The organism is Haloarcula sp. JP-L23 (assembly GCF_011602445.1).
Classification (GTDB): Archaea; Halobacteriota; Halobacteria; order Halobacteriales; family Haloarculaceae; genus Haloarcula; species Haloarcula pellucida.
On the sequence record NZ_CP050014.1, the window covers coordinates 1,791,708 to 1,803,103 of the forward strand.

An 11,396-nucleotide genomic window follows, 5' to 3' on the forward strand; every position below is an offset into this window, starting at 1 on the left:
ATACGAGAAAGGGAAGCGTATCGATTACGCTTCGGGTCCGTCGTCCTCTGCAAGCGTTGCAGACGTGTCGCCTTCCGGCGGTTCGTAGACGACACGAACCTGGTAGTCATCGTTGAGAGCGGCGTCGATAGAGCTACCGGCGCTCACTTCAGTCAGACCCTCTGCGGTTTGCCAGTCATCGCTGCTGTTAGAAGCATCTAGGTCTATCCCTGGGCCACCCCAACTAGAGACGAACCCACTCCCACGCAGGTAGAGGCTGTTACCTTGGATGGTGTCACCACCGTCGTGCGTGATAGTTAGTACACCTTCGTCAGTTCCCCCGACGCTCTCGTCGTAGTCGAAGGCGAAACTCGCCTGTGGTGTCGTCTGCTGTGCCTGGTCGCCGAGTCCGAGGACGAACGACGCGATGACCGCCGCGAGGATGACTGTGATAGCCACCATCAGGATGACCCCGATGACGGGCGAGACAGCGTCGTCGTCGTTGATCAGTTGTTTCAGATCCATGTGTATGTATCCGCGCACACCGCAGTGTGTCGTTTCCCGAGCGATAATCCGTTCTTAACCCCACCACGTGAGGGAGTATCGCTCGTGAAGGTGTGCTGTCTCATCCCCATGGGGTGGGCGTACTTATACCCACACCACGTTTTAGACCTTCAAGGACGGCCTGAAACCCCTCAAGACCCACCTGTAAACCGCAAAACCGGGCTCGACAGCGGCGTAGATAAAACCGTCCGAGCGACCGCCGATTATTGCTCGTGAATACTGGCCGTCGTCACATGTCCTCGTCGTCGACGAACTCGGTCAGCGTCATCTCGCGACCCAGCACGGTGTGATACAGCGCGGAGCCAGTCAGGACGACGGCCATCACCGTCGCCCATACGAGCGGCGGCAACAGCGTGAAGGGGTAGACGCCGACCCACAGGACCACGACGACGGCGAGACTGATCGCACCGAACGAGAGGTAGTACTCTCGCCACGGGAACTCGCTGCCGGGGACGATTTCGAGATACACCGTCAGTTCGTTCGTCTGTGGCGTCGTCGAGATGATGCCGCTGTCCGCGTCGTACTCGACGATGCCCGTCTCGTCCATGCGCGGCAGATGGGTCTGCTGGAGCGTCGTGTAGACGCGCTTGCGCTGTGCGCTGGAGACGTCGACCGACTCGCACTCGTACTCCCGCGATGCGACGTGCGAGGCGAGGTCGCCCAGAGTTACGGGCCCGCCGTTCTCCCGGAGGTACTGCAGGACGTACCGTCGGCGCTCGTTCTGGAGCACGTCGAAAATCTCGCCCTTCGAGAGCGCGTCCGTCGAGTCGTCGGCCGGGTGGGCCTGTCCCTGCTGGCTCATGAACGGGTCACGCCCCTCCGCCCGGCCTGAATCATGTGTCGTAGTGATGCGAGTCGACGGTAATAATGGGTACGGTCCGCTAGCCGTCTGCGGTCCGTCCCGAAAGAAAGGCTGCTACGTGTTTAGGCGTCCGGACCGCTCCACTCGGCGAGCGTCGCGGAGTTGCTGCCCTCTGCGGACTCGTAGACGACGCGGACTGTGTCACCGCTGTTGACGTTGACCGCGATGCGGTTACCGGCCTTGATATTCGACTGGGTACTGTACCAACTTGCACCACCGGGCTTCGTTAGTGTGTCCCACGCGCCATCGTCCTGTGACCCCCGGACGTAGAGGTTGCTGGCGACGATGCTGTCACCGCCGTCGTGCGTGATGTTCAGCGAGCCGTCTGCGCTGTCTGTGTCCCCGTCGTACGCTGTCACCGTACTCTCCTCGGTGTAATCAAAACTGAAACTCGCCTGCGGCGCGGTGTTGCTGACCTGGTCACCCAGACCGAGCACGAACGTTGCAATGACCGCTGCGAGAATAACTGTGATGGCGACCATCAGGATGACGCCGATGACCGGCGAGACGGCGCCGTCGTCGTCGAAGAATCGTTTGATGTCCATGGTTAATCTTGTGTCCGACACGTTCGAGATGAACAGGGAACGACGAGGCGCTGCTCGTCCCGAAGTGTCCTTAGCCGGTAAACAGCGCGTATGCATATAAATGGACGGCACTAATTATCCACTGTGAAAATACCCGTAGCTATCAGGGTAACAGCAGCAACGCAACTGTGACGAAGACCGCAAGTACGAGGATACTGAATCCGATACCGGCCCGAAGCGGGTAGGCTGGGTCGTCCTCGTCGGCACCGACTACCCGGCCGTAGAGCGCGTTCGGGTCGGTGACTGCGGCGGTGAGTACGCGAGTCGCGCCGACGACTGCGCCGTCGACCGCGGCGTACAGTTCCGTGACGCCGACGACCAGCGCACGTGTGCCGTAGAACACCGCGGGATTGTACAGCGAGTCGACGTCGGGTACACGGCCGAGTTTCGAGAGGGGTTTCTTCGTCACCGCGAAGCCGAGCAGTCCGAGGACGGCGAGGGCGAGACCCTCGACGATGTGGCCGACGGTGTAGGTGTGATAGACGTGCGAGACCACGTCGCCGTCGGTCACGTCGAAGGGCAGGAGGTCGAACAGCGCGTGGTCGAAGACGCCGTAGAAGACACACAGCGCCGCGACGGTCAGCATGGCGACGCTCTGCAGGCGGTTGGCGTCGGGGACGCTGCCCTCGTACTCGCCGTGGAAGAAGGCGTAGTAGCCGAACTTGATGAACGACATGAACGTGCCGACGCCGCCGAGCAGGAGCAGCCACTCGAGCGTGTAGAACTCGCCGATGGGCAGCGGCCCCTTCGAGAAGTGGTAGTGGCTCGCCGAGATGACGATGCCCTTGCTGACGAAGCCGTTGAAGTACGGGAACCCGGCGATAGAGAGTGCTGCGACGGAGAAGGCTCCCGCGGTGATCGGCATCTCTCGCCAGAGGCCGCCGAGTTTCTTCAGGCTCTGCTCGCCCGTCCGGTAGATGACGACGCCGGCGGTCATGAACAGCAGACCCTTGTAGAGGATGTGGTTGAACACGTGGGCGAACGCGCCCGCCTGTCCGAGGGCACCGCCGATGCCGACGCCGGCGATCATGTAGCCGACCTGCGACTGGATGTGATAGGAGAGCAGGCGGCGCATGTCGTTCTGGAACAGCGCGAACATCGCGCCGAAGACGGCCATGCCGCCGCCCATGTACGCGATGGCGACGTTCCCCTCTGGGAAGGCACGGTACATCCCGTAGACGCCGGTCTTGGTCGTGAACACGCAGAGGAAGACGCTCGCGGCGACGTGCGGTCGCGGGTAGGTGTCGGGGAGCCACGCGTGCAGGCCGATGAAGCCGACGTTGACGCCGATGCCGACGGCCGCCAGCGCGGCGGGGAGCCCCGCCGTGATGCCGGCTGTCTCGGGACCACCGGGGACAGAGGCAAACAGGAAGGTCCCTTTGGCCACGTAGTTCTGGAGGATGGCCGCCATCAGGAGCGTCCCGCCGATGCCGTGGAACAGCGCGTACCGGAACCCGGCGCGAACCGCCGCGCCGCGGTAGTGCCACACCAGCAGTGTGCTGGTGACGGCCATGAGTTCCCAGAAGAACAGCATCGTCAGCCAGTCCCCGGCGAAGACGGCGCCGAAACTCGTCGCGACGTACGAGAGCGCGAACGCCGTCTGGACGTTCTCGGCCTCGCTGGCGTAGGAGTACAGCACGGCGGCCGCACCGATGAACCCGAAGATGAGTCCCATCAGCCGCGAGAAATCGTCGACGTTGAGCAAGACGGCTTCGAAGCCGAGGAACGTCGTCTGGAGGTGTGCGCCCGACGGGACGACCCACGCCCAGACGGTCGCTGCCCCAGTCGCCGCCACGCCGAGGGCGTGGCCCGCCCGTCGCGGCAGAAACGCCACCAGCACGGCGACCGCGAGCAAGACGGCCACTGGCGGCACCATCGTCAGCGGTCCGGCCGCCATCAGAGCACCACCCCCGGCAGGTTCCCGACGACAGTCTCGACGATTCGCAGGAACACGACGCCCCGTGGGACGACCCCGAGCAACAGCGAGAGCGTCGCTGCCGTCAGGATGGGGCCGAGCATGAACCACGTGCTCTCGGCGCCGCGCCAGTTGCGTTGGTCCCAGCCACTGGCCGGCGGCCCGCCGTGGTGTTCGACGTCCTCGTGGTGTTTCCCGAGGTGGTCGACGTGTTCCGGTGCCGGCGTATCCTCGTCGTCACCGTCTGCCTCGGTCGCCGGGTCGATAGTCTCGGCGTCACCGCCGTCCGCTCGAACCGACCGACCGCCGAGGACGGCTTCGACGAGCGGTTTCTCGTCGTGGCTCCCGGGCGACTCGAAGTAGGCCTGATAAACGATGGGCCAGAAGTACGCGATGTTGAGCACGCCCGAGACGAGCAGCGCGGTGGCGAAGACGAGGCCACCGCCCTCTAACGCGCCGATGACGAGGTACCACTTGCTGACGAACCCGGCGACCAGTGGGATGCCGGCCATGCCGGCGGCCGCGACGCCGAAGGCGGCCATCGTCAGCGGCATCCGCGTCCCGATGCCGGCCATGTCGCTGATGTCGTCGGTGTGCGTCTCGACGTGAATCGCGCCGGCACAGAAGAACAGCGTGAGCTTCATGAACGCGTGGGCGGGGATGTGGAGCAACCCGCCGACGAGCGCCTGCCCTTCGAGCAGAGCGAGTCCCAGCACGATGTACGATAGCTGGCTAATCGTCGAGTACGCCAGCCGTCGCTTGAGGTTGTCCTGTCGGAGCGCGATGACGCTCGCGGTCAGGAGCGTGAAGGCGGCGACGGCGGCCAACGGCAGGTCGACGCCGAGGTCGCTCATCAAGTCCGTCCCGTACACGTCCAGTACGAGACGAGCGATGCCGAACACGCCGCTCTTGACGACGGCGACGGCGTGGAGCAGGCCCGAGACGGGCGTCGGCGCGACCATCGCGTCCGGGAGCCACGAGTGGACGGGCATCAGCGCCGCCTTCACGCCGAACCCGGCGGCAAGCAGTGCGAACGCCGCGCGGGCGAGCGTCGGGTCGGCCGTCGCCAACGCCTCGATGCCGCCGGGCGTGAACGCCGTCGTCCCGGTGAGGAAGAACACGAGGACGGTGCCACCGAGGACGGCGACGCCGCCGCCGAACGTGTACGCGAGGTACTTCCGACCGGCCGCACGTGCCTCGTCGGTCTCGTCGTGGGTGACCAGCGGGTACGTCGACACCGTCAGCAGTTCGTAGAAGACGAACAGCGTGAGCAGGTTCGCCGAGAAGGCGACGCCCACCGCGGAGGCCAGACTCGCGGCGAACGAGGCGAAGTACCGGGTCTGGGCGTGTTCGTCAAGCCCGCGCATGTAGCCGATGGAGTAAAAGCTCGTGACGATCCACAGCAGACTCGCCAGCGCGGCAAAGAGGAGGCCCAGCGGGTCCGCACGAAGGGCGAGTTGGATGCCCGTCGCGAACTGACCGAAGGAGAAGACGTACACCGTCCCCGAGAGCACGCCCGGAACCATGCTCGCCACGATGGCGAACTTCGCCGCGGCGACGGTGAGCGTGACGCCTTCGCGGACGTTCGGTCGCCCCTTCAGCGAGAGGATAATCGGGATGGCGACGGCCGACACGAGCACTGCGAGCAGCGGTCGGATGGATGCGACGTCTGTCATTGGTTCAGAAGTGGGGGGAGCGTCTGTTCGAGCAACTGTTCGAGCGCGGGGACGGCGGCGGTGAGCGCCACCGCGAGGACGGCCGCGAGGACGACGACGGCAATCATCCCCGTCGAGACGCTCGCGCCGCCGTCTGGCCGATAGCCAGACGAGGATCGGGGACCGTCGGTCCCCTCACCGCCGTCGGCGACGGCGGCCTCCTCGCGGATGGTCGGTTCGGCGAAGTAGAGCCGTTCGACCAGTCGGGCGAAGTACGCCAGCGTCAGCAGCGTACTCGCAAGCAGGACGGCGACGACGGGCCAGAGGCCGGCCTCCACGGCACCGACGACGATGTACCACTTCCCGACGAACCCGACGGCCGGCGGGACGCCGACCATCGCCAGTGCGAGGACGGCGAAGGCACCGGCGGCGATGGGCGTCCGTGCGGCCATGCCGGCGTATCCGCCGAGCGTGGTCGCACCGGTCTCACGCTCTATGACCCCGCTGGCGGCGAACAGGCCGCCCTTCATGACGGCGTGGCCCAGCAGATGGACCGTCGCGCCGACGACGGCGATGGGCGTCGCGATGGTGAACCCGGCGATTACGAGGCCGAACTGCGAGACAGAGGAGTACGCGAGCATCCGCTGGACGTTGGTCTGTGAGACGGCGAGCGCGCTCCCGGCGACGATACTCACCGAGGCAAGCGCCAGCAGTGCCCAGCGGGCACCGGGCACCGCTTCGAGGAAGTCGACGGTGAACACCGAGAACAGCAGGCGGGCGAGCGCGTACGCCGACACCGTCGAGACGAGCGCGGAGATGAACGCGCTGACGCTGTCCGGCGCGTTCGCGTAGGCGTCCGGTTGCCACGTGTGTAAGGGAAACAGCGCCACTTTCACCGTGAGGCCGCCGACCATCAGGCCGAACGCCGTCAGGACGAGCGTCGAGTCGTAGCCGACGGTCGCCAGTTTGTCCGCGAGGTCGGCCATGTTCAGCGTCCCGGTGGCCGCCAGCGCGTAGCCGACGCCCAGCAGGTACAGCGAGGCCCCGACGGTTCCGATGATGAGATACTTCAGCGCGGCGACGGCCGAACTCGCTTCGCGGCCGCTGGCGACGAGGCCGTACGCGGCCAGCCCGGTGATTTCGAGGAACACGTAGAGGTTGAACACGTCGCCGGTGACGGTCATCCCCGTGAGGCCAGTGACCAACAGGAGGAACTGGCTGTAGAAGGCGTTCGAGTGCGGGCCAGCGTGGCGTGCGTAGGCGAGGACGCCCAGCGCGACGGCACTTATCAGGACGACGACTGATGCAGAGAGGCCATCGACGACCAACTCGATGCCGTACGGTGCGGCGAACCCGCCGACGGCGTAGGAGACGACGCCCTCGGTCCAGACGGTCCAGCCGAGCAGTCCGGCGAGCGCCGCGTGGACGAGGACCGTCACCGTCGCGACGAGCCATCCGGCGCGGTCGGTGAACAGGCTAGCTACCAGCGGGACGGTCCCGCCGACGATGGGCAACACGACCAGTAGGACGGGGAGATGCTCAATCATAGTAGAGTTGCTCCAGTGTGTCTTCGTCCAGCGTCCCGTACTCCGAGTAGATGCGAACGATGAGCGCGAGCGCTACCGCCGTCAGACTCACGCCGACGACGATGGCCGTCAGGATGAGGACGTGCGGCAGCGGACTGACGTAGGGGCCGCCGCCGTCGGTGATGACCGGCGGGTTTCCACCGGTGCGGTAGGCCAGCGTGATGAAGAACAGGAAGATGCCCGTCTGGAAGACGTTCATCCCGATGACCTTCTTCACGAGGTTCGCCGACTCCGCGAGCATGTACAGACCGATGCCTAACAGCAGGACGACGGCGTAGTAGTTGTAGTGCGTCGTCAGCAGGTCCAGTTGTAACGGCGTCATGCTTCACCCTCCTCGTCGACGACGTGGCCGAATCCTGCGGCTAGCAGGAAGAACAGGCCGATGGCGACGCTGGCGACGATGCCGCCGATGCCCAGTTCGACCAGTTCGATGCCGTACTTGCTGGCGTGTGAGAGCAGCACCTCGTACTCCTCGTACTGGAGGAACTGCCCGCCCAGTACGATGGTGCCGAGGCCGATAGACGCGAACGTGAGGACGCCCCCGGCCGCGAGTGCGACGACGACGCGCACGTCGAGCCACTGTCGCGTGGATTCGATACCGTAGGCGAACGCGAGCATCATCACGACGGACCCGGCGATGACGCCGCCCTGAAACCCGCCGCCCGGCGAGTCCGCGCCGTGGAACATGATGAACAGCGCGAACGTGAGGACGAACGGTGCGACGACGCGCACCGTCGTCATGATGATGGTGCTCTCGACGTAGAGTCCGGGTCGGTCGTCGACGCTCATGCGAACACCTCCCGACGGAGGACGGTCAGTGCGGCGACGCCGGCCGCGAACACGACGACGGCCTCGCCGAGCGTGTCGAACCCGCGGTAGGCCGCCAGCACGGCGGTGACGGCGTTTTTCACGTCGGTCTGTTTGTAGGCGTTGTCGAGATAGTACTGGGTGACCTCGCCGCCGACGACGGGCGCCGTCGGGTCGCCGATGGCCGGCAGCGCGGGCACTGTTGCCCCCATCACGAGGACGAACCCACCGACGAGCACCAGCGTCCGTGGGTTAATCGACTCGAGCAGACGGTCTGCGTTCGGCGTGACGGTGTTTGCAAGTGCCACGAGCAACAGGACGGTCATGATGCCGGCCCCGACTGCGGCCTCGGTCAGGCCCACGTCGGGCGCCTGTAGGATGAGCCAGAGGATGGAGACCCCGAGGCTGTAGGCGGCAAAGGACATCACCGACGCCAGCGTATCACGGAGCAGGGCAGCCCCGAGCGCACACCCTAGGATGAACAGGAGCAGTGTGCCTTCGAGGACGGTCAGCGTCATCTCTCTCCCTCCCCGTCGTCGAGCGTCCACGGTTCGATACCCTGGTCCTGTGCCGCCCGGGCGATGGCGTGGGCGGCCGTCGGGTTCGTGAGGAACATGAATACGAGGAGGAAGATGGCCTTCGCCGTCGAGATGCCCGACTGGAGGGCCAGCGCGGCGGCGCCGACGGTGAGGACGGCACCCAGCGTGTCGCTTTTCGACGCCGCGTGTGCGCGAGTGTAGACGTCCGGCAACCGGACGATGCCCAGCGCTGCGACCCCACCGAAGAACGCGCCGAGGAGCGCGAGGGCGACGATGCCCCACTCGACCGGCGTCATAGCACACCCCCGTGCTCGACGTTGAACTTCGAGAACGCTATCGAGAGCAGGAAGTTGAGCAGGGCGTACACCAGGGCCACGTCTAAGAACACCGACTGGTCGAACGCCGCCGCGACCAGTGCGATGGCGATGACGGTGTTGGTCCCCATGACGTTGACCGCGATGACCCGGTCGTGGATGGTCGGACCGACGAACACCCGGTACAGCGCCACGAGGGCGAAGACGACGAACGCGGCCGCGATGGCCAGCAGGGCCGTCGAAAGCTCAACCATCCTGTCCCTCCCCGCCGTCCCCGCGTTCGCGGGGCGACGCGATGGCGGCGGCTTCGCGGCCGTAGAAGACGAACCTGACCGCACGCTCTAAGCTGCCTCCGAACAGGTCCTCGCGGGACCCGGCGGTCAGCGAGTGGATGTCGAACGCGCGGTCGGAGACGCTCACCGTCAGTGTCCCCGGCGTGAGCGTGATGCTGTTTGCCAGCGTCGTCACCGGGGCGTCACCCCATACCGCCGCCCGCAGTTCGACTATCTTCGGGTCGATGGGCAGGTTCGGGTGGAGCACGACGTAGGCGATCTGGAGGTTCGCGACGGCGATCTCCTTTAGGAGGTACGGGACGAACAGCAGCATCCGAGCGAGTTGCTTCCCGACGCGGACGACGGATGGCTGTTGGCTAAAGGCGACGGGTGCCAACAGCACCGCCGCGAGCGTCGCGGTGAGGAAGCCGGTGAGGAAATCGAGCGGCTTCCACGCGCTCAGCAACATATAGAACAGGTACGACGCGCCGAAGACGGTGACGTACTTCGGGAGCGAGGCGGCCCGCGTGAGGACGGTCGTCTCGGTCCGCCGCTCGACGGGTGCCTCCGCTACGTCGACGTCGCCACGTGTCAGTTCGAGTTGCAGCGGTCGCAACATCGGCGTCGCGCCACCGGGGCTGTACTCCGGGTCGAGGACGATCCGGTCGACTCCAACGTCGGCGGCGTATTCGAGGATCGCGTCCGCGTAGTCGCCGGGACCGAAGAGATAGCGGTCGGCGCCCAGCACCGCCGTCTCGACGCTGATACCCGCCGGCGGGTCCTCGCCGAGGTCCTCTTCGACCCACAGCTCGACTCGCTCGAGCAGTTCGGAGGCCTCGGCGAGTTCTTCGGGGGCGTCCGGGTCGACCGATCGGGTGCTGGCGATGTCGACGAAGTGGAGTTCGACCGGGCCGTCGGTGACCGCCGTCTTGGCTTCGTCGACGACGTAGGCGACGGTATTACGAAGCGTCACGGAGTCGTCGACCGGCACCAGTAGACGGTGGGCGTCAGATGCAGTCACGGTAATTTGTGAGAATCCTATCTCTGGGTGATTGACGCGCGCTACAGTCGTTACCGAAAGCGAGCAACGGGATACGCAAAACTATTTCGCAATCATTCGGTTGTCGATGGGCGTTCACCCAGTTCGTCAGCGAGTTCTCCAGCCACCCGCACGCCGAGGCCCTGCTTGTCGCCGACGTACTCGCTCGTCTCGTCGGCCCGGACGAGGAGTGTGCGGGTGTCAGTCTCGCCCATCACGCTCGCGTCGTTGGCGACGACGAAGGCGAGACCGACCCTATCGAGCAGTTCGCGGGCCCGGCCGACCAGCGTCTCGTCGTCACCGGCCGACTCCACCTTGAAGCCGACGATAGGGAGGTCGGGGTTGTCCTCGCGGACGGTGTCGATGAGTTTCGGCGTCCGTTCGAGCGTCAGCGTCAGGTCGTCCTGTCCGCTCTGTATCTTCTCGTCTGCGGCCTCGACGGTGTAATCGGAGATGGCCGCGGCGGAGACGAGTGCGTCGGCCGTCGGAGCCACGTTCGAGACGGCGGCCGTCATCTCTGTGGCCGACTCCACTCGCTCGACGGTGGCGTAGGGCACGTCCGGCCCGTCCTGTACGAGCGTCACGTCCGCGCCATAGACGTAACAGGCCCGCGCGACCGCCCGTCCGGTGCGTCCCGACGCGCGGTTCGACAGCGTCCGCACTGGATCGACCGACTCGGTGGTCGCCCCGGCGGTGACGACGACGTGCCGGCCGTCGAGCGGCCGGTCCCCGGTGGCACGGGCAATGCCGGTGACGATGGCCTCCTCCGTCGCTATCTTCGCTTTGCCCTCCTCGATGCGCGGGTCGACGAACTCCACACCCCACGATTCGACGCGCTCGATGGCGTCTAAGACACCGGGGTGGTCGTACATCGGTTCGTGCATCGCCGGCGCGACGACCACCGGGAGGCCCGCTCCCAGCGCCGTCGTCGCACACGTCGTCACCGGCGTGTCGTCGATTGCCGCCGCAACTTTCCCGACGGTGTTAGCCGTCGCGGGCGCGAGGAGGAGCACGTCCCCCCACCCGTCGACGCCACACAGGTCGACGTGTTCGACCCGGCCGGTCAGTTCCGTCACCACGTCGTTCTCGGTGGCGAACTCGACGGCCCACGGGTGGACGACGCCCGTCGCGGCGCCGGTCATCACCGCCCGAACCGACGCCCCCTGTCGGCGTAACTCGTGGGCCAGTTCCACCGTCTTGACCGCGGCGATGGAGCCCGAAACCCCGAGTACGACGTTGACTCCCTGCAACATGACTCACCCTTCGCCGTCACGGCCTAA

General features: G+C 65.9%; 13 protein-coding genes. All 13 read right to left on the reverse strand.

The genetic code is table 11. The features are described 5' to 3' along the window. Positions 1 to 24: 24 nt before the first annotated feature. The 13 genes from G9465_RS09210 to coaBC all read right to left on the reverse strand — a co-directional run bounded on the left by G9465_RS09210 (position 25) and on the right by coaBC (position 11,369). A complete protein-coding gene (locus G9465_RS09210; RefSeq protein WP_166969220.1) occupies positions 25 to 504 on the reverse strand; it encodes a type IV pilin in 480 nt (159 codons plus the stop codon). Between the two features lie 268 nt (positions 505 to 772). Continuing rightward, positions 773 to 1,345 carry a hypothetical protein gene (locus G9465_RS09215; RefSeq protein WP_166969222.1) on the reverse strand — a complete coding sequence of 191 codons (573 nt, stop codon included), beginning with the start codon at positions 1,343 to 1,345 and terminating at the stop codon, positions 773 to 775. 122 nt (positions 1,346 to 1,467) lie between these two features. Further along, complete coding sequence (locus tag G9465_RS09220) at positions 1,468 to 1,950, reverse strand: type IV pilin (protein ID WP_166969224.1); 483 nt, start codon at positions 1,948 to 1,950, stop codon at positions 1,468 to 1,470. A gap of 142 nt (positions 1,951 to 2,092) precedes the next feature. After that, a complete protein-coding gene (locus G9465_RS09225; RefSeq protein WP_166969226.1) occupies positions 2,093 to 3,886 on the reverse strand; it encodes a Na(+)/H(+) antiporter subunit D in 1,794 nt (597 codons plus the stop codon). Continuing rightward, a complete protein-coding gene (locus G9465_RS09230) occupies positions 3,886 to 5,580 on the reverse strand; it encodes a cation:proton antiporter (RefSeq protein WP_166969228.1) in 1,695 nt (564 codons plus the stop codon). Before G9465_RS09230 ends, G9465_RS09225 begins: the two co-directional genes overlap by 1 nt. Further along, complete coding sequence (locus tag G9465_RS09235) at positions 5,577 to 7,106, reverse strand: monovalent cation/H+ antiporter subunit D family protein (protein ID WP_166969230.1); 1,530 nt, start codon at positions 7,104 to 7,106, stop codon at positions 5,577 to 5,579. The genes G9465_RS09230 and G9465_RS09235 overlap by 4 nt, the downstream gene beginning before the upstream one ends. Next, a complete protein-coding gene (locus G9465_RS09240) occupies positions 7,099 to 7,467 on the reverse strand; it encodes a cation:proton antiporter subunit C (RefSeq protein WP_166969232.1) in 369 nt (122 codons plus the stop codon). Before G9465_RS09240 ends, G9465_RS09235 begins: the two co-directional genes overlap by 8 nt. Then, on the reverse strand, positions 7,464 to 7,934 hold the full coding sequence (locus G9465_RS09245) for a Na(+)/H(+) antiporter subunit B (protein ID WP_166969234.1): 471 nt from the start codon (positions 7,932 to 7,934) through the stop codon (positions 7,464 to 7,466). Before G9465_RS09245 ends, G9465_RS09240 begins: the two co-directional genes overlap by 4 nt. Continuing rightward, complete coding sequence (locus G9465_RS09250) at positions 7,931 to 8,470, reverse strand: DUF4040 domain-containing protein (RefSeq protein WP_166969236.1); 540 nt, start codon at positions 8,468 to 8,470, stop codon at positions 7,931 to 7,933. The genes G9465_RS09245 and G9465_RS09250 overlap by 4 nt, the downstream gene beginning before the upstream one ends. Further along, positions 8,467 to 8,787 (reverse strand): monovalent cation/H(+) antiporter subunit G, encoded by a 321-nt coding sequence (mnhG, locus tag G9465_RS09255; RefSeq protein WP_166969238.1) that lies wholly within the window; start codon positions 8,785 to 8,787, stop codon positions 8,467 to 8,469. The genes G9465_RS09250 and mnhG overlap by 4 nt, the downstream gene beginning before the upstream one ends. Further along, positions 8,784 to 9,059 carry a cation:proton antiporter gene (locus tag G9465_RS09260; protein WP_166969240.1) on the reverse strand — a complete coding sequence of 92 codons (276 nt, stop codon included), beginning with the start codon at positions 9,057 to 9,059 and terminating at the stop codon, positions 8,784 to 8,786. The genes mnhG and G9465_RS09260 overlap by 4 nt, the downstream gene beginning before the upstream one ends. Next, positions 9,052 to 10,050: a monovalent cation/H+ antiporter subunit E gene (locus G9465_RS09265; RefSeq protein ID WP_394353977.1), complete on the reverse strand. Its 999-nt coding sequence runs from the start codon at positions 10,048 to 10,050 to the stop codon at positions 9,052 to 9,054. Before G9465_RS09265 ends, G9465_RS09260 begins: the two co-directional genes overlap by 8 nt. A gap of 140 nt (positions 10,051 to 10,190) precedes the next feature. Further along, on the reverse strand, positions 10,191 to 11,369 hold the full coding sequence (coaBC, locus tag G9465_RS09270; protein WP_166969244.1) for a bifunctional phosphopantothenoylcysteine decarboxylase/phosphopantothenate--cysteine ligase CoaBC: 1,179 nt from the start codon (positions 11,367 to 11,369) through the stop codon (positions 10,191 to 10,193). Positions 11,370 to 11,396 lie beyond the last annotated feature (27 nt).